The organism is Vibrio sp. 10N.261.51.C6, assembly GCF_041471785.1.
Taxonomy (GTDB): Bacteria; Pseudomonadota; Gammaproteobacteria; order Enterobacterales; family Vibrionaceae; genus Vibrio; species Vibrio crassostreae_C.
In genome coordinates this window covers 1-17,035 of record NZ_JBFRPB010000057.1, presented here as the reverse complement: position 1 = coordinate 17,035, position 17,035 = coordinate 1, and the positions used below count along the sequence as shown (strand labels likewise).

Genomic DNA, 17,035 nt, shown 5'->3' with positions numbered 1-17,035 from the left:
ATCCATATATGAGTATGTTTTTATGCTTCCTCACCAATTTTTTAAATTACTGTCCGATGAAACGCGAGTGCGTTGCTTAATGTTGATAGTTCGCAATGAGTGCTTATCGGTTGGTGAGTTGACTCAGGCATTGCAAGAAAGTCAGCCAAAGGTTTCACGCCATCTTGCGCAGCTGCGTTCAAACGGTGTTTTGATTGATGTTCGCCAGGGGCAGTGGGTGTTTTACCGCCTGTCACAAGATTTACCAGGTTGGATGCTAAAGTTAATTGACGACCTTATCGCATCGAACTGTTTGAAAACTGAATACCAGCAAGACATTGAGCGTCTAGAGTCGATGAACTCACGCCCAGTATGTTGCGTTTAAGTCTTAATTTAAGTTTCACCACTAACTGAGAGAACACAAAATGACAGTTAAAGTAGGTATTAATGGTTTTGGTCGTATTGGCCGTCTAGCACTTCGCGCAGCTTTCGATTGGGAAGAGCTAGAGTTTGTACAAATTAATGACGTTGCTGGCGACACAGCGACACTGGCGCACCTTTTAGAGTTCGATTCAGTGCAAGGTCGTTGGAACCACGAAGTTGCGGTTGAAGGCGATGAGATGATCATCAACGGTCAGCGCATCAAAACCACACAAGAGCGCGACATCGATGCGATCGATTGGTCTGGCTGCGATGTGGTTATCGAAGTGACCGGTGTTCACCGTAAGACTTCTTTCCTAAACAAATACCTAGAGCAAGGCGTGAAGCGCGTTGTGGTATCGGCGCCAGTGAAAGAAGAAGGCATTGCAAACATCGTGGTTGGTGTGAACGACAATATCTTCGACCCTGCGGTACACAAAATCGTAACGGCAGCGTCTTGTACAACGAACTGTATCGCTCCTGTGGTTAAGGTAATCAACGAGAAGCTTGGTATCGAGAACGCAGCGTTCACCACTATTCACGATCTAACTAACACGCAAACTATTCTTGATGCGCCCCATAAAGACTTACGCCGCGCACGTGCATGTGGCATGAGTCTTATCCCAACAACGACGGGCAGCGCCAAAGCGATTGTTGAGATCTTCCCTGAGCTAGAAAACCGCATCAACGGCCACGCAGTTCGTGTACCGCTAGCGAACGCTTCTCTGACAGACATCATCTTCGAAGTGAAGCAAGACACCACGGCAGAAGAAGTTAACGCGATGCTGAAAGAAGCGTCTCAGAATGAACTAAAAGGCATTCTTGGCTTTGAAGAGCGTCCACTGGTTTCTATCGATTACAAAGGCGACCAACGCTCAACAATCGTGGATGCACTATCAACGATGTTGGTCGGTAAGCGCATGGTTAAGATCTACGCTTGGTACGACAACGAGATGGGTTACGCAACACGTACCGCTGAGCTTGTTCGTACCGTTGGCCTTGCTTAATAAGAATCTGGAGAAGATATAATGACACATCCAACATGGCAACTAGACCTAGAGCAAGGTGCGCTAATCCTGACTCCATGCCCAGGTACAAAAGAAGCAACGCTTGATGCATCACTGGCTCAGCTAAAAGAGCAAGGCGTTGAAGCTATCGTGACGGCACTTGATGACCATGAGCTTGCAAGCAAAGACGTGGCGGCACTTGGTGAAAAAACACGTGCGTTAGGTATGCAATGGTTCCAGATCGAAATTGAAGACGACTGTGCACCGGGTGCTGGTTTTGCTGCGAAGTGGCAAGCAGCTAGCCCTGAGCTACATAACATCGTCGATAACGGCGGCAAGGTTGCAATGCATTGTATGGGCGGCTCTGGTCGCACTGGTTTGTTCGCAGCTCACCTACTGTTAGAAAAAGGCTGGGATTTGAGCAAGGTAGTTCAAGAGGTGCAGGCACTGCGTCCAGGTGCCTTCACTAAACCTATCCAGGTTGAATACATTAATGGCGTAGCGAATAGCTAATAGTCATCAGTGTTAGACAGGGAGCTTTTGGTATCTGGAGTGTTGAACTTATCATGATCCAAAAGCTCTTTTTGTTTAGATTGCAGAGATAGCGTTATGTTTTCAAATCTAAGTAAGAGCGTTCGCCAATATATGTTGGTGACTTTCAACTACTGGAACTTCACCATTACTGATGGTGCACTTCGCATGTTGGTGGTTCTGTATTTTTACGACCTTGGCTACAGTTCGTTAGAAATCGCCTCACTGTTCCTTTTCTATGAATTCTTTGGTGTGGTGACTAACCTAATCGGTGGCTGGTTAGGGGCGCGTCTTGGCCTCAATAAGACCATGAACATTGGGTTAGGCATGCAAGTCGTCGCCTTGGGTATGCTCGCGGTGCCAACGGCAATGCTGACCATTCCTTGGGTCATGGCGGCGCAAGCCTTGTCTGGTATCGCTAAAGACCTCAATAAGATGAGTGCCAAGAGCTCAATTAAGACTCTGGTTCCTGATGAACAACAAGGCGCGCTTTATAAGTGGATTGCGATTCTGACCGGATCTAAGAATGCGCTTAAAGGGGCAGGCTTCTTTATTGGTGGTTTACTGCTTTCAACGATTGGCTTCCAATACGCCGTGCTCGCGATGGCAGCCGTGTTGGCATTGGTCTTCGTTGGCAGTGTGTTGAGCTTAGAAGCGGACATGGGCAAAGCGAAAACCAAGCCTAAGTTCAAACAGATCTTCTCTAAGTCTGAATCCATCAACATCCTATCCGCAGCACGTATGTTCCTGTTTGGCGCTCGTGATGTGTGGTTTGTGATTGCTTTGCCGATTTACCTAGGCAGCGTGTTTGGATGGGATCACTCATGGGTGGGTGGCTTCTTAGCGGTTTGGACCATCGCTTATGGCTTTGTACAGGGCATAGCGCCGAAGATTACTGGTAAAGCTCAAGGTAAGGTGCCAGATGGCCATGCCGCGCTGTTATGGGCTGGTGCGCTGGCTATAGTGACCGCTGCTATCGCTTATGCGGTACAGATTGGCTGGCAACCCGAGTTAGTTATTATCGGTGGCTTGATGGTGTTTGGTGTCATCTTTGCGGTGAACTCATCACTTCACTCATATTTGATTGTGAGTTATGCGAAAGGCGATGGCGTTTCTCTTGATGTCGGTTTCTACTACATGGCAAACGCGATGGGCCGTTTGATTGGCACGATATTGTCGGGCTTGGTATTCCAAATGGCAGGTTTGTCTGCGTGTCTGTGGGTTTCCTTCGCATTCTTGGCGATAACGACGGTGATCTCTCTGCGTTTACCGAAAGTGCCGCAAATTTCAGCGGCATAAGCTTCAGCCACATGAGCCTCATTTGTGAGAGCTCAAGTCGCAGAAGCTAGAGTCGTATGAGCTAAATTCGCGATAAGTATCTCCTTTAACACTAAGCTGACTTGGTATTTATTCCGGTCAGCTTTTTTATTGCTATAGTAGAATGATTGAATATTAATCAGGCATTTACATGAAGCAGCGAATTCTCTTTTTTGATTTAGCACGATGTGTCGCGGCCGTAGCGGTTATCGCGATTCATGTTTTGGCGCCTTATCGGAATGAATTAGGCACTATTCCTTTCGGTGAGTGGCTGACCGCCATTACGGTGAACGGTTTCAGTCGTTGGGCGGTGCCGGTGTTCATCTTGATTACTGGCGCTCTGATGCTCAGTGATCAGCGCCCGTTTGACGCCAAATACTACCTCAAGCGTCGTTTGGGCAAGGTACTGATACCTTTCATTGTCTGGTCGCTTTTCTATACCTATCTGTCGGGCTGGTCGGCAATGGGCTTTGATGCCGACGTCAGTTGGGACGTGTTGCTTAATAGCTACCATCATTACACCTATTACCACCTTGGTTTCTTCTATTACTTCATCCCACTCTATTTTGTGATTCCGTTCTTGCAGATCATGGTTAGAAAGTACGGTGATAGATCGGTCTATGCCTTTACGGCGGTATGGTTGTTCACAACATTGCTGTTCTTACTGAAAATCGATGGCCCTTGGAGTCACGAATTGTGGTTGTACACCGGTTACTTACCATTGGGTTACTTGCTGTATAAGATTGTGCCACTTAACAAGATGACCGTTGGCGTGAGTGTGTTACTGGGTGGGCTAGCGTTACTAACCACGGTTTACATGGTGGTTGATGCAAGCTTGGTAGCAGAAGAGTACACGGTAGGGCGCTGGCTATCTTACAAAACGTTGAATACCGTATTAGCCGCGAGCATGGTGTTCATGGTATGCCGTTACTATGGTGAAGGCCTGTCTGAGAAGAGTAACCAAGTGGTTGGCTTTATCAGTAAGCACAGCTTAGGTATTTACCTGCTGCACCCGATTTTCTTGTGGCCGATGAAAGAGTTTGGTTGGTACCAAGGACATCCGGCATGGGTTATTCCATTATGGATTGTGATCAGCGGAGCTGGCGCATTATGGATGAGCTGGTTGGTGTCTAAGTCAGAGAAAACGCGTTGGTTATTGCCTTAGCGGTGATTGCTAAGGCTTTCTGATGGATTGCTTAGGGACGACAGTTGAAGCGGCTGACGTTTAGCGCTTCAACGCAAAGTGTAAGAACTTATCGCCTTGGTAGGTTAAGGTTCCTTTGTCGCCAGGGTTAAGGGCGTGGAAATAGTGGATGCCGACTTGGAATTCTCGCTTCGGACCAACCACACCACGTTGAACGTAAATCCAGTACTCTTGATCTTCTTGGCCCGGTTCTGCGTCAGGAAGGTCGATCGATTGTTTGTCTAACACCGTGACATTCACTTTCTTCTCTGGCGCATTTTCACCTTGCGAGTGTTTTCGATAGAAACCAATAAATACCCAAGCCGCTAGAGCAGCGAGAGCAAAGATGGCAAAAAAGAGTGAATTAGGCATATAACCTCCATGTAGTCGTGATGGTTATTCTAGTCTTTCAGGCAATAGGGATATGTGTTTAAAGCCGTTATTCGTGAACTGTTGTAAGCCAAGCTGATTATTTTTCGGCAGACATCACATTTAATGGTCAGTTTGGGATAAAGCATTGTTATTTATTGTCTCTTTCTCTCGTAAATAACAGTGATTTTGTATAAGAATAGGGAAATGCTCGACTAGAATTATAGTGTGGAGTGGGAGGGCTAAGATGACCGATATTGAAAAAGTGGTGACAAGAACTCGCAATATAGAGAAATTATTGAGGCTTCAATATCATGCCGAAGGCGAAGGATTGCATGAGCTTGTAACAAGCTGTGAAGAAAGGCTACCGCACGATATGGTGAGCAAGCTGCGCTATATCGCAACGTGTCGTAATAAGGTAGTCAATGAACATGAGGCTAAGTTGGAAGACCAACATAAGTTCATCATGATGTGTAACGACTGTGAGAAGGAGCTGACTCCACGTAGTGGTCGTTTTATCTGGCGAGTTGCGATCTTACTGATGATGGCAATGACTTTAGCTGCCGCAGGTTTCTATTATGCGAACTGGGATGTGCTAACACTGCATCTGTTTTCGAAGTGAAAAAATTGAACAAAAAAAGGGACGCTCATGGCGTCCCTTTTTTTATCTGTAACTTGCTTAGTACATCATCGGTAGTGTCATTAGACCTACAACTACCGCGATCATTACAAGTCCTTGTCTTTGCGAAGATGAAATCATAACACTACTCCTAAATCTGGTTGTCTCTCGCTATGTTTTAAAGAATAGCACTACTTATGGCTCTAGATCAAGAATTACTTTCGAAGCCTTTAAAAGTGATAGAAAACTATTGGGTTTTCTATCACTTTTGCTATGTTTTACTGTGTATTTTGGGGAGCTCTTATTTTGTTCGTTATGATTTTTTTTTGTTCTCATTTGTTTTAAGTGATTGTTTTGTAATGGTCGTTTTGTGTAATTTATATTGTTAAAGGTTGTTAAACTGTATTAATGGGGCTTGGTGGTGTCTAGGTTTGTTTAATTAAGATTTATAGGTTTTAGGTTTAATTTTTTTGATGGTTTTTTGACAGGAAGCTTAGCGAAACCTGACAAAGTGGTTTTTATAAAGGTAATTTACGCACTTTGTAAGTCTAGGTTTGTATAGTGTTGGAAAGTTCTATGTAAGTCTGTTTTTTTGATTTTAAGTGTTTGTTTTAAAGGTGTTTATATATTTAATTTTGAACTTTTAGTTATGTGGTATTTGCAATATATAGCGACATATTGTGGAGTTGGCAGGATAGAAGTGATTGGAATTTAAGTTTGGGTTCTCTAGCGTCAATTTATATGAGTTTTCCGAACAATGAGTCTATTTTAAAAGGAATAATCACTATCGCTGCGGGTATTGTGACGACTTCAATCTAAAGATGCTCTTTTTAGTGGAAGCGTAATCAAGATCCAATTTTGAGGGGCTGAGGCTTTACATCAACACTCGTGTGCCTAGACTGGCGACGATTTAAAGCAATAGGGCAAGTGGTATGTGGAGTTGGTTAGCGGTTTCCTTATCTGGTATCGGAGCAATAGCAGGAACGAAACATGGACATATCGGTCAGGCCTTATCGTATAAGGTATTTACCTTTGTATTATTAGCGACAATTGCTTTAACTCAGTCGGTTGTGGCTGACTTTACCTATTGGATAGTTGCGGGGTTGGCTATCTCTGCGATCGCAGATGTGCTTCATACTGTTACTCAAAAACGTCTTCTGCATTTTGTGTGTTTCCTGTTGGCTCAACTTTGTTACAGCAAAGCATTTTGGTTACAGCTATCAGGAGAAATGGTTTGGTGGTTGTTCGCGCTGTTATTGGCAGCTTGCGTTGTTGCTTTCTTTTTACTGCTGCCACGCTTAGACAAACTCGTTTTTCCCGTGGTCATCATGGGCATTGTGCTTATTCAGTTAGCATGGGCTTCTGGTGAGGTTTGGCTGCTGGATCCTCAGTTATCACACGCGGTCGGTTTTGCTGGCTGTAGCGTGCTGCTCCTTTCGGCCTTAGCTTATGCGCTAAACAGTTACCGCAGCCCAATCAAGGGCGCTTACTTTTGGGTAACGGGCAGTTACTTTCTCGCACACGCATTCATCGTCGCATCGATTACTATTTAGGGTAGAGCTCTCTCAAGCCTGAGCTACATCAAAACGGCGTTGCTAAAACTCGGTACTCTACGTGTAATTCATTAAACATGAGATTGAGTTATGACGACTGAAATTCACGCACACAACGTTTTAAACCTGCTTAGTGAAAAGCCACTGACTCGCGAAGAGCTAACATTAGCGCTTGCTCAAACCTATGGCGAAGAAGCTCGCTTCCATACTTGTAAGCTCAATGGTCTGGATTTAGATAGCCTGTTGAAGTTTTTCTTGAAGATGGAAAAGGTTGTCGTTGTCGATGATAAGCTTTGCACTAACCGCGAACGTGTGTGTAATCACTAATTCTTAGTGGCTTGTTTTATTCGTGAATAAAGAGTGGGTGCATGTTTCGGCTCCACTCTTTTCATTACCTTTCAATCTGCTTTCGCTAATTTGCCTTCTTATAACATCCCCTTTTAAAAGCATCAGTTAACCCGCTTATCACTGCGTTCGAAAATCAATGTTGAGGCTGCTATACTCCGCGCACTTACGCTTTTCGAGACAAACTTATGGAAATCTTATCTGCAGCAACCATGCTGTTTCTTATCATGGACCCGCTTGGCAACTTGCCAATCGTGCTCTCTATCCTTAAGCATATTGACCCGAAGCGTCGCCGTATTGTTCTGATTCGTGAGCTGATGTTCGCACTGGTTATCTTGCTGCTGTTCTTATTTGCGGGTCAAAGCATCATGAACTTCCTGCACGTGCAGCCTGAAACCTTGAGTATCTCTGGCGGTATTATTCTGTTTATTATCGCGATTAAGATGATTTTCCCAAGTGCGGGTAGTATTACTGGCCTCGCGGCGGGTGAAGAACCGTTTATTGTGCCGATGGCGATCCCAATGATTGCTGGCCCTTCAGTGATTGCGGCATTGATTCTGTTGTCGACACAGCACCCTGACAATATGTTAGAGCTTTCAGGCGCAGTGATGCTGGCTTGGGGTGCTACCTTCTTTATTCTGATGTTTAATGGCTTCTTCCTGCGAGTGCTGGGAGAGAGAGGTCTTAAAGCCATCGAACGCTTGATGGGCTTGTTGTTGGTTATGCTGTCGACGCAAATGTTCCTCGATGGTGTGAAAGGCTACATGGGCTAACATCAATATCATTGCTGAATAAAAAAACGCCGCTCAAATGAGCGGCGTTTTTGTCTCTACTGTTTCTGTCATGATGTTTTCTTTAGCTAAGCGTTTTATATCTGGGCTTAAGCTCGATTACATCATGTGTTTGCGTCGGATATCGAGTAAGGCGAAGACACCGAAAATCAATATTGACCACTTCTCCCAACGTGACATCTCGATCTTGTCGCCGAAAGCACCGATGAAAATCAGCATCTGCAGGCCGTGCATGAAGAACAAGAATGCTGTCATGATATAAAGCGCAATCGCAGCATTACCCGGGAACGGGTAGAAAATATTTACGATCAAGATAAACCAAACAAAGGCGATGGCTGCTTTTGCTAGTGGAAGCAAGAACTTCATTCAATAACTCCTATTCTTCAGTAATTCGATTGAACAGTCGGTAGCTTGACTGTCCGGTGGTCTTATCGCGATGCAATTCCCAGTTCTCTGGCATAGCTTCGAGTTTCAGTTCTTTCTCTGTCTCGACGTAAATGATGGCATTGTCTGAAAGCCAACCGTTACTCTCAAGCAGTTGTACTGTTTCTGCCAGTAAGCCTTTGCGAAATGGTGGATCAAGGAAAACCATATCGTAAGGCGTGCCTGGTTTCTTAAGGAAAGAGATAGCATCAGTATTCACGACATTAATGTTGTCTGCCTTGAGCTCTTTCGCGTTATCAGAAAGCTGTTTAGCCGCCTTTTGATTCATTTCGAGCAGTGTCACCATTTTGGCTTGGCGAGAAGCTGCTTCAAAACCTAGACCGCCAGAACCGGCAAATACATCCAAGCAAGTTGAATGTGGGATATCTTGAGCCACCCAGTTAAAGAGTGTTTCTTTTACTCGGTCAATGGTTGGGCGTAATCCTTCTAAATCATGAACAGGCAGCTTTCTACCTCTCCATGAGCCACTAATAATTCTAACAAAGCCTCCGGATGGCTTTTTTTGTGATGTGTTTTGCTGGCGACGTCTTACCATAGATTTTTTGACCGCTAATAAAGTGATACTATACCGAGCCCAATTTAAGTGGGTTCGTGTATTAAATAAATTTGCAATGACAAAGTGTATCAAGCTAAAAGCAAACTTATCACTGCTTTGTCATTTTTCTTTACTATTCGTTTGTACAAGCTTGTATTGTATAACAATAGCAAAGAGTCGACGTGTATTAAGTCAATACAGCTAATTAGTAGATCTAGGAAACTCCTCTGATGACGGAAAAAAAGAAGCGCGGATTATTATCGTGGCTTGGTTTTGGTGAAGAAGAACAAAGCCCAAAAACTCAGAATGAAGCGAACGTAGAAAGCGTTGAAGATCAAACTGAAGTTGAATCACAAGTTGAGGCTGAACAGGTCGCGCCTGAAGAAGCTCAACAAGAGCAGCAACCTGTCGCAGCAGAAGCAGAAGCAGAAGCAGAACAGGAAGAAGTGGCAGTTCCTCAAGCTAAGGTTGAAGAAGTACAAGAGAAGCCGACAGAAAGCTTCTTTGCTCGTCTTAAGCGCAGCCTAAGCCGCACTAAAGCAAACATCGGTGCTGGTTTCTTTGGTCTGTTCAAAGGCAAGCAAATCGATGAAGACCTGTTTGAAGAGCTAGAAGAGCAACTTCTGATTGCTGACGTGGGTATGAATACCACGGTTAAGATCATTGAAAACCTGACAGAAAAAGCATCTCGCAATGACCTAAAAGACGGTGAAGCGCTTTATGGTCTGCTCAAAGAAGAGATGGCAGACATCTTAAGCCAAGTGGAACAGCCACTGGTTGTTGATACCACTAAAACACCTTACGTTATCTTAATGGTGGGTGTGAACGGTGTAGGTAAGACAACTACGATCGGTAAGCTGGCGAAACAATTCCAAAATGAAGGCAAGAAAGTGATGCTAGCAGCGGGTGATACCTTCCGTGCTGCAGCCGTTGAACAGCTTCAGGTTTGGGGTCAGCGTAACGATGTGCCAGTTATCGCTCAACACACTGGTGCGGACAGTGCGTCTGTTATCTACGATGCGATTGAAGCAGCGAAGGCTCGTGGTGTTGATGTTGTGATTGCTGATACAGCCGGTCGTTTGCAGAACAAGAGCAACCTGATGGAAGAGCTACGCAAGATCGTTCGTGTAATGAAGAAGATTGATGACTCTGCGCCACACGAAATCATGCTAACGCTCGATGCAGGTACAGGTCAGAACGCTATCAGCCAAGCGAAGTTGTTCAGTGAAGTGGCTCCAGTTACGGGTATTACACTGACTAAGCTAGATGGTACGGCGAAAGGTGGTGTAATTTTCTCAATTGCTGACCAGTTCCAGATTCCAATCCGCTACATTGGTGTGGGTGAAGGTATTGATGACCTGCGTCCATTTGAATCTAAAGACTTCATTGAAGCACTATTTAGCCGCGAAGAGTAACGCGAGTAGCAAAGTGGTTTATCCTTAATCTGCTACCGTTTTTAAATTTGATATTAGTGATCGTAAGAGGAATTTTCGGTGATCAAATTTCAGCAAGTGAGTAAAGCCTACCGAGGTGGAAGACAAGCGCTCCAAAAAGTGGACTTTCACCTGAAACGTGGAGAGATGGCTTTTTTGGGTGGGCACTCTGGGGCTGGTAAAAGTACCTTGCTGAAGTTGATCTGCGCGATAGAGCGTCCAACTGATGGACGTGTCTGGTTCAACGATCACGATATCACTCGTATCCCAGCCAAAGACATTCCTTTCTTACGCCGTAATATTGGGATTGTTTTTCAAGACCATCGCCTGCTGATGGACCGTTCGATTTTCGATAACGTCGCTCTGCCTATGCGTATTGAATCTATTTCTGAAAACGAAATAAAACGCCGAGTCAGTGCTGCGTTGGATAAAACCGGTTTATTAGATAAAGCCCGTTGTTTGCCAAGCCAACTTTCTGGTGGTGAACAACAACGCGTGGGTATTGCTCGCGCCGTGGTTAACCGTCCAACTCTGCTTTTAGCCGATGAGCCTACCGGTAATCTAGACCCTGAATTATCTAACCGTGTGTTGCGATTATTTGAAGAATTCAACCGCGCAGGTGTGACGATCATCCTAGCGACGCACGATATCGGGTTAGTGAACACTCGCCCTCAGTACCGCCATCTTGAATTAAACCAAGGATTTTTGAGTGAGGTTGAAGACTATGGCCGCGAATAAGCGCATCAAAAAACCTCAATCTAATCGAGCAGCAAACCGCGCTTCAAGCGACGGCTTCTTTGTTGTTCACTGGAAACAAGCCAAGTCATCGTTCTCGCAAATGTGGCAGCGCCCGTTAGGCAACTTACTGACCCTTGCGGTGATCTCTATGGCGTTGGCGATGCCAGCTTGTTTGTACCTATTAGGTAAAAATGTAGGGGAAGTGGCGCAAGATGTCACTAGCCCGTCACAAATAAGTGCTTATGTAGAGGATGGTATTCCTGAGCCACGAGTAATGGTGCTTAAGGATGAAATCGAAAGTTGGGATCAAGTTGAGCTCGTGGAGTACATTTCTCCGCAGCAAGGGCTTGCAGACCTCAGCCAGTATTCTGGTTTTGAAGACGCCCTAACCATTCTCGACGATTATTCACTGCCAGGTGTGCTGGTGATTACGCCAAGCGTGCACAGCGATACCTTAATTAAAGAGCTGGCAGGCACAGTTAAACAACAAGAATTAGTGACCGATGTTCGCCTAGACGAAGATTGGTTAGCGCGATTAGATGCGATCAAAGCATTAGCGGCTGTCATCGTGATTACCTTAACGGTATTGATGCTGGGCGCGGTATTTCTGATTATCGGCAATACACTACGATTTAATGTGTTGGCGCATAAAGAAGAGATTCAAACCATGAAGCTGATTGGTGCGACCGACAGCTACATTCTTCGACCATACCTTTATGCTGGGATGTGGTTTGGCGTTTTAGGTTCGATTAGCGCTTGGGTAATGACGGCATTGATTACCGTATTGCTGAACAGCGCGGTGGATGACTTGGCTCAGCTATACGACAGCCACTTCCGTTTAATTGGCCTGAGTTGGGATGAATCTTTACTGCTTTTGATCGTCGGAACTCTGCTTGGTAGTGTGGCTGCAAAGCTTTCTGCACAGCGTCACCTAAAAGAAATTGAACCAGTTTAGGTGAATAGAGTCATATTTAGACGAAAAATAGGCACTTCTTAACCAGTTTTTGCCTTGTATAGACGAATTGATTATGCATAATTACTTCCCCCTCCTTGAAACCTGTTCATTTTAGGTTCAAGATTGTAGGGTTTTAATAGATGTATTACTCCAGATCAGAGATTGATGAGGAACCGAATGGCAAACCAAGCGTATCAAATGGCTTTAGTCACACAAGATAGTTTAGATAGCTATATCCGCTCAGCGAACAGCTACCCTATGCTGACTCCTGAAGAGGAACGTGGACTTGCAGAGCGATTACATTACAAAGGTGAGATCGACGCTGCGAAAGGCTTGATCCTTTCCCACCTAAGATTCGTGGTGCACGTTGCAAGAGGCTACTCTGGCTACGGGCTACCAATGGCTGATCTCGTCCAAGAAGGTAACATCGGCTTGATGAAGGCTGTTAAGCGCTTCAATCCAGAAGTTGGTGTTCGTCTCGTCTCGTTTGCTGTTCACTGGATCAAAGCTGAAATCCATGAATACGTTCTACGTAACTGGCGTATCGTTAAAATTGCGACCACTAAGGCACAGCGTAAACTGTTCTTTAACCTTCGTAAGTCTAAAAAGCGTTTGGGTTGGTTCAATAACGGTGAAGTTGAGACGGTTGCTCGTGAACTGGGTGTTGAGCCTTCAGAAGTTCGTGAGATGGAATCTCGCTTAGCAGCACAAGATGCGACGTTTGAAGCGCCTATGGACGATGACGATGGCGGTTCTGCTTACACTGCTCCAGTTTACTACCTAGAAGACAAGGCGTCAGACGTTGCTGAGACGGTTGAAGCGGCTAACTGGGAGTCACACACCAATAATCGCCTAGGGCTAGCACTAGCAAGCTTAGACGAGCGTAGCCAACACATTGTTCGCTCACGTTGGTTAGACGACAACAAGGCAACCCTGCAAGACTTAGCGGATACCTACAGTATATCAGCTGAGCGTGTTCGCCAGTTAGAAAAGAATGCGATGAAGAAATTGAAACAAGCCGTTGGTGATTTCTAATAGCATCTAGTTTCTATTAGCTTCTACTTTCTAGTAGAGCTAACAAATAGCTGAATTTTGAAAAGGCCGAGATCGAGAGATCTCGGCCTTTTTGTTTTGGATCGATTTCTCAACTTTTGCGATCGAAATTTGCAAAATGATTTTGTGGATAACTCTGTGAGAAGTTTATTCGTCAGCTATCTAAAAGCAGTGTGTAGTAAGGCTTTGACGGGGTTTTTCGAGTGGGGATATGTTTCAGTTAACCCACAGTTAGATCAGGATCATTACTACATGTTGTGGATCTATTTTTGAAAAGACACTTTATTCACGCAATTCACAGATTTATCCACAAATGGTGTAAAAGTGATCGCTGGTGGATAACCTTATTAAGTGGATGTGAATGTTAGCCTTGGGATAGGTTACAATGGCAGCAAAGTAAATCAGTATAAAAAGAGAAAGTCATGGACCAGTTTAAACATATCGATGTTAAAGGCGCTCAAGCCCTCATCGAACAAGGCGAAGCTCGACTTGTCGATATACGTGACCCGCAGTCTTTTGCGGTTGCCCACCCAAAAACAGCCTACCACCTGACTAACGATACGATGGTGTCATTCATGGATGAGGTTGAGTTCGAACAACCTATCTTAGTGATGTGCTACCACGGCATCAGTAGCCAAGGTGCGGCACAATATTTAGTGAACCAAGGCTTTGAAGAGGTATATAGTGTTGATGGTGGTTTCGAAGCTTGGCATCGTGCTGAACTTCCAGTGATCGCAGGTTAATGACTTTCATCACCTGAACCGCCTCAAGCATCCCTCATAGAATGAATAGGAAGTAACAATGATTAGATTGATGGTGTTAGACAATCCACGTCTTGCTCAAGCATTTATTGATTATATGGCCTCTCGTCAGATCCCTATTCAGATGTCTCCAGAGGGAGAAGGGCGTTTTGCTCTTTGGCTTCTTGATGGCCAATTTCAGGTTGAAACCGAAGCTGAGCTGAATCGTTTTCTGGCTGAGCCCAATCATAAGCGCTATCAAGCTGCATCTTGGGACATGGCAGAGACCAGAAAGAGCAACTTCCATTACCACACGCCAAGCTTCATGGGCATGATCAAAGCCAAAGCAGGCCCAGTGACACTAAGCCTGATGTTGGTGTGTGTGGTGATTTTTGCGCTGCAACAGATCGGTTTTGGCCAAGCTATTTTCAATGCCCTACATTTCCCAGCGGTGGATGGACAGCAATGGCAGCTGTGGCGTTGGTTGAGTCATGCCGTTCTACATTTCTCTGTTATGCACATCGCATTTAATATTTTGTGGTGGTGGCAGCTAGGTGGAGACATTGAGAAGAAACTTGGCAGCCTCAAGCTACTTCAGATCTTTGCTGTCTCTTCTGCGCTTTCAGGTGCTGGGCAGTATTGGGTTGAAGGGGCGAACTTCGGTGGTTTGTCTGGTGTTGTGTATGCCTTGGTTGGTTACTTATGGGTGGTTGGTGCGAAGGCGCCACAACTTGGTTTAGGTATCCCAAGACAGATTGTCGGCTTTATGTTGGTGTGGTTGGTGCTTGGGTACATGCAGCCATTTATGGCTATCGCCAATACGGCGCATTTAGCTGGTCTAGCCGCTGGTGTGATTATTGGCTTTATCGATGCGATGAAAGCACCAAGCTCGGCAAGAAGCTAATTCATATCTTCTAATGAGTAGCCAAACGATAGAGACAAAAAAAGCGGCCAGATGAGCCGCTTTTTTATTGGGATTCGTTTTACATCATTACTGATAAAGGTATTTGGTAAACAGTAAGTCAGCAATCAGGGTTTTACCTGTCTCTGGAAGCAAAATCTTGTTGAGGTGTTCAACTAAGGATTTTCTTAAGTCTTCACGGCCAGATAGAGATTTAATGGTTTCTTCGTTTTGTTTGCCAAGCAATTCAATCACCGCATCGCGAATCAGTGGTTGGTGATGCTCAATAGCGGCCAAGTCGCTACTATTTGCCACCATGATGTCGAGGCGAACCTGAATGTAGCCCAGTTTTTTACCTTTAGTGTAAAAATTGGTGGTCAGGTCTGGCTCTAGCGTGAAGTAGGCGAGTTTAGCTGCCGACTCCTCTTCCGCGAAACTTGATGCTGAAAAGAGTAGGGTAATCGCAAGAAATATTTGGGCTACATAACGTTTGTGCATATTTGTGACTTTTCTTTAGTTTATTCGCGATATTCGAAACGCATTAGTCTTGTTACAATGAGCGGTCTAAATCTAAATACGTTTACAATTCGAAGAACGCTTTAATTTTGTTCGAAAGTTGAAGCTTTATTGTACGTGTAAAGTCACCTATTGAATACTAGTATGAATCAGCCAATATCGCTGTATCTTAATTCGTTAATGAATGTAGATTGGCAAAGTACAGAAACATTTGATTTTCCTAATGAAACCACCAAAGAGTGGCTGATGGAGCAAGGTTCTCTTTCCCGCAAGTTGGGGAAGTGCTGTCAGCACCTGTCTGTTGAGTTGCTTCATAATCAAGTTGTAGAACGCTCAATGCTGCAACAAGACGAGGAACATCTTTTATCATCGTTTGATTGCTTACTGCGTAAAGTGATTTTAAAGGGTGATGACGAACCGTGGGTGTTAGGTCGAACCTTGATTCCCCGAGTCACATTAGAAGATCATCAGCACTCAGACCTTTCTCAACAAGGTAATGTCCCGCTTGGATTGACCGTTTTTAGTGCTGAGAACGTGGAGCGAGATGCGCTGCAAGTTGGTTGGGTTATCGCAGGCGATGAGCGATTACTCGCGCGTCGTTCTCGATTATGGATGAACCATAAACCGATGCTTGTGGCAGAACTGTTTTTACCAACATCACCCATTTACTCTAAGGAGAGTGTGTAAATGCTTGCCACCAAAGCGAAGGCGTATTGGCAATTAACGCGAATGAATCGCCCGATTGGTACCCTATTACTCCTTTGGCCGACCTTGTGGTCACTGATTATCGCCGCACAAGGTATGCCTGATTTTGATGTCTTGGTTGTTTTTGTACTCGGCGTGGTGTTGATGCGTTCAGCTGGCTGTGTGATCAATGACTTTGCGGACCGTAAAGTAGATGGTCATGTTAAACGTACCAAGCAGCGTCCACTGCCGTCTGGTTTGGTTTCCAGTAAGGAAGCGATTCTGCTCTTTTTAGTGCTAGCCGTAGTTTCATTCTTGCTGGTACTCACCATGAATCCACTGACCATTAAGCTCTCATTTATTGGTGTGGGTCTGGCGTTCATTTACCCTTTCATGAAGCGTTTTACGCATCTTCCACAGTTGTTTCTTGGCTTAGCGTTTAGTTGGGCGATACCAATGGCTTGGGCGGCACAAACCAATGAACTGCCAAGCATTGTGTGGTTTGTCTTCGTGATTAACGCGTTGTGGACGATTGCTTACGACACGCAATATGCGATGGTTGACCGAGATGATGACTTGAAGATTGGTATTAAATCGACGGCTATTTTATTTGGTCGCTTCGATAAACTGATTGTTGGCTCTTTGCAACTCGTCACCCTAGCGATGCTGATTGCGTTAGGCATGCATTACCAACTAGGAGATACCTTCTATTGGGCACTGTTGGTAGCGGGAAGCTTATTTGTGTATCAACAACACCTGATGCGCCACCGTGATCGAGACCTTTGTTTCCAAGCCTTTCTAAACAACAACTATGTTGGAATGGCAGTGACAGCGGGCTTGTTCATTACCTTCTGGTAAGCATCCGCTTTTCGAGTTAACGAATGCTAAAGAAAAAGGCACCCATTGGGCTGTCTCTTATACA

Annotated in this window: 21 protein-coding genes; 17 read left to right on the top strand and 4 right to left on the bottom strand. The window is 44.9% G+C overall.

Going from position 1 to position 17,035, the window contains the following annotated elements:
• The first annotated feature begins 22 nt into the window (after positions 1-22).
• The 5 genes from AB4375_RS15870 to AB4375_RS15850 all read left to right on the top strand — a co-directional run bounded on the left by AB4375_RS15870 (position 23) and on the right by AB4375_RS15850 (position 4,419).
• Positions 23-364: a metalloregulator ArsR/SmtB family transcription factor gene (locus AB4375_RS15870; protein WP_017063763.1), complete on the top strand. Its 342-nt coding sequence runs from the start codon at positions 23-25 to the stop codon at positions 362-364.
• A gap of 40 nt (positions 365-404) precedes the next feature.
• Entirely contained in the window at positions 405-1,406 is a 1,002-nt protein-coding gene (locus AB4375_RS15865) for an ArsJ-associated glyceraldehyde-3-phosphate dehydrogenase (protein ID WP_372051977.1), read from the top strand.
• A 21-nt stretch (positions 1,407-1,427) separates the two neighbouring features.
• On the top strand, positions 1,428-1,919 hold the full coding sequence (locus tag AB4375_RS15860; RefSeq protein WP_372051976.1) for a cyclin-dependent kinase inhibitor 3 family protein: 492 nt from the start codon (positions 1,428-1,430) through the stop codon (positions 1,917-1,919).
• 96 nt (positions 1,920-2,015) lie between these two features.
• Positions 2,016-3,236, top strand: coding sequence for an organoarsenical effux MFS transporter ArsJ (gene arsJ, locus AB4375_RS15855; RefSeq protein WP_372051974.1), 1,221 nt, complete (start codon positions 2,016-2,018; stop codon positions 3,234-3,236).
• Positions 3,237-3,405: 169 nt separating this feature from the next.
• Positions 3,406-4,419, top strand: coding sequence for an acyltransferase (locus AB4375_RS15850; RefSeq protein ID WP_017061031.1), 1,014 nt, complete (start codon positions 3,406-3,408; stop codon positions 4,417-4,419).
• A 60-nt stretch (positions 4,420-4,479) separates the two neighbouring features.
• Here AB4375_RS15850 and AB4375_RS15845 read toward each other — a convergent pair whose 3' ends face one another.
• A complete protein-coding gene (locus AB4375_RS15845; RefSeq protein ID WP_017061032.1) occupies positions 4,480-4,809 on the bottom strand; it encodes a DUF2500 domain-containing protein in 330 nt (109 codons plus the stop codon).
• Between the two features lie 244 nt (positions 4,810-5,053).
• On the opposite strand from AB4375_RS15845, the gene AB4375_RS15840 reads away from it, so the two are divergent.
• The 4 genes from AB4375_RS15840 to AB4375_RS15825 all read left to right on the top strand — a co-directional run bounded on the left by AB4375_RS15840 (position 5,054) and on the right by AB4375_RS15825 (position 8,096).
• A complete protein-coding gene (locus AB4375_RS15840) occupies positions 5,054-5,428 on the top strand; it encodes a hypothetical protein (protein WP_004736595.1) in 375 nt (124 codons plus the stop codon).
• A gap of 929 nt (positions 5,429-6,357) precedes the next feature.
• Positions 6,358-6,978: a lysoplasmalogenase gene (locus AB4375_RS15835; protein WP_372051973.1), complete on the top strand. Its 621-nt coding sequence runs from the start codon at positions 6,358-6,360 to the stop codon at positions 6,976-6,978.
• 90 nt (positions 6,979-7,068) lie between these two features.
• On the top strand, positions 7,069-7,305 hold the full coding sequence (locus tag AB4375_RS15830) for a YecH family metal-binding protein (protein WP_017066763.1): 237 nt from the start codon (positions 7,069-7,071) through the stop codon (positions 7,303-7,305).
• A gap of 206 nt (positions 7,306-7,511) precedes the next feature.
• On the top strand, positions 7,512-8,096 hold the full coding sequence (locus AB4375_RS15825; RefSeq protein WP_102321185.1) for a YhgN family NAAT transporter: 585 nt from the start codon (positions 7,512-7,514) through the stop codon (positions 8,094-8,096).
• Positions 8,097-8,213: 117 nt separating this feature from the next.
• Here the strand turns inward: AB4375_RS15825 and AB4375_RS15820 are convergent, their stop codons facing one another.
• Together AB4375_RS15820 and rsmD are read right to left on the bottom strand one after the other, a co-directional pair.
• On the bottom strand, positions 8,214-8,480 hold the full coding sequence (locus AB4375_RS15820) for a DUF1145 domain-containing protein (protein WP_016784000.1): 267 nt from the start codon (positions 8,478-8,480) through the stop codon (positions 8,214-8,216).
• A 10-nt stretch (positions 8,481-8,490) separates the two neighbouring features.
• Positions 8,491-9,093, bottom strand: a complete 603-nt coding sequence (gene rsmD, locus AB4375_RS15815) for a 16S rRNA (guanine(966)-N(2))-methyltransferase RsmD (protein WP_372051971.1) — start codon at positions 9,091-9,093, stop codon at positions 8,491-8,493.
• A 230-nt stretch (positions 9,094-9,323) separates the two neighbouring features.
• Between rsmD and ftsY the strand changes: the two genes are divergently transcribed.
• The 6 genes from ftsY to glpG all read left to right on the top strand — a co-directional run bounded on the left by ftsY (position 9,324) and on the right by glpG (position 14,916).
• Complete coding sequence (gene ftsY / locus AB4375_RS15810; RefSeq protein ID WP_372051969.1) at positions 9,324-10,508, top strand: signal recognition particle-docking protein FtsY; 1,185 nt, start codon at positions 9,324-9,326, stop codon at positions 10,506-10,508.
• A gap of 78 nt (positions 10,509-10,586) precedes the next feature.
• The gene (ftsE, locus tag AB4375_RS15805; protein WP_004736585.1) at positions 10,587-11,264 is read left to right on the top strand and encodes a cell division ATP-binding protein FtsE; all 678 of its coding nucleotides are present in this window, start codon (positions 10,587-10,589) and stop codon (positions 11,262-11,264) included.
• Positions 11,251-12,219, top strand: coding sequence for a permease-like cell division protein FtsX (ftsX, locus tag AB4375_RS15800; protein ID WP_017061038.1), 969 nt, complete (start codon positions 11,251-11,253; stop codon positions 12,217-12,219). The genes ftsE and ftsX overlap by 14 nt, the downstream gene beginning before the upstream one ends.
• Positions 12,220-12,396: 177 nt before the next feature.
• Positions 12,397-13,254 (top strand): RNA polymerase sigma factor RpoH, encoded by an 858-nt coding sequence (gene rpoH / locus AB4375_RS15795; RefSeq protein ID WP_017055518.1) that lies wholly within the window; start codon positions 12,397-12,399, stop codon positions 13,252-13,254.
• 440 nt (positions 13,255-13,694) lie between these two features.
• On the top strand, positions 13,695-14,015 hold the full coding sequence (glpE, locus tag AB4375_RS15790) for a thiosulfate sulfurtransferase GlpE (RefSeq protein ID WP_017061039.1): 321 nt from the start codon (positions 13,695-13,697) through the stop codon (positions 14,013-14,015).
• Positions 14,016-14,073: 58 nt separating this feature from the next.
• A complete protein-coding gene (gene glpG / locus AB4375_RS15785) occupies positions 14,074-14,916 on the top strand; it encodes a rhomboid family intramembrane serine protease GlpG (RefSeq protein ID WP_017063770.1) in 843 nt (280 codons plus the stop codon).
• Between the two features lie 87 nt (positions 14,917-15,003).
• Here the strand turns inward: glpG and AB4375_RS15780 are convergent, their stop codons facing one another.
• Positions 15,004-15,411: a flagellar basal body-associated protein FliL gene (locus tag AB4375_RS15780; RefSeq protein WP_017063771.1), complete on the bottom strand. Its 408-nt coding sequence runs from the start codon at positions 15,409-15,411 to the stop codon at positions 15,004-15,006.
• A gap of 162 nt (positions 15,412-15,573) precedes the next feature.
• Between AB4375_RS15780 and AB4375_RS15775 the strand changes: the two genes are divergently transcribed.
• Both AB4375_RS15775 and ubiA read left to right on the top strand, forming a co-directional pair.
• On the top strand, positions 15,574-16,116 hold the full coding sequence (locus AB4375_RS15775) for a chorismate lyase (protein ID WP_164091128.1): 543 nt from the start codon (positions 15,574-15,576) through the stop codon (positions 16,114-16,116).
• On the top strand, positions 16,117-16,971 hold the full coding sequence (gene ubiA / locus AB4375_RS15770) for a 4-hydroxybenzoate octaprenyltransferase (RefSeq protein WP_017061043.1): 855 nt from the start codon (positions 16,117-16,119) through the stop codon (positions 16,969-16,971).
• Positions 16,972-17,035 lie beyond the last annotated feature (64 nt).